The organism is Streptococcus pluranimalium, from assembly GCF_047785705.1.
GTDB lineage: Bacteria > Bacillota > Bacilli > Lactobacillales > Streptococcaceae > Streptococcus > Streptococcus pluranimalium_A.
Window position 1 is genome coordinate 1 of the sequence record NZ_JBLOJV010000101.1, and the last position, 766, is coordinate 766.

Consider the following 766-nt stretch of genomic DNA (forward strand, 5'->3'; position numbering starts at 1 on the left):
CGTCCCAGTCCACATCAACCACCCTGGCGATGTCCAAGTGGACAAAACCGTTTCAGTCACCGCCCAACGTGACACTGATAAGGATGGTCAGCCAGACGTGACGGATAACGATGATGACAACGATGGCATCCCAGATGACACGGATAACAATCCGAAAGGCAAAGATGACTTGATGGTAACCGTTAGCCCGGCTAATAACACGCCAGTCGTTGAAGGCCAGTTAATCGCACCACGTCCAGCAGTTGTTGTCAATAAACCAAACGCAGTCATCACTGGTACCCAAACCAATGGCATCACTGTTGATGGCACTGGTAACTTAACGGGTACACCAGTGATTACGGATTGGAACCCAGACGAAAACGACCGTGTCGTTAACGTTCCAGTTAAGGTTGTCGTTGAAACACCGGCTGGTCAAGAAACCAAGGACATCCTCGTTCCAGTCACTGTTCAACGTGACACCGACAATGACGGTCAGCCAGACGTGACGGATAACGATGATGACAACGACGGTATCCCAGATGACACGGATAACAATCCGAAAGCTAAGGACGCACTGACGGTTGAAACAGTAGATACCGCTCGTGTAACTGACAAGCAAGAAGTGGTTCCAGTCAAGGTGGTCACACCAAGCAAGTCCAACTCCGTGATTGCAAGCACAGAAACTAATGGTCTTCGTGTTGACGATCAAGGTCAGCTTGTTGGAACCCCAACCGATATCGTCTTCGTGGGCGATGCGGAAACAGCGACAGTTGTCATCCCAGTTACC

At 50.3% G+C, this 766-nt stretch carries 1 protein-coding gene; it reads left to right on the forward strand.

Translation table 11 applies throughout. The features are described from left to right. Positions 1 to 766: thrombospondin type 3 repeat-containing protein (locus ACMZ6Z_RS09515; protein ID WP_416132278.1), on the forward strand; the 766-nt coding region annotated here is incomplete at both ends.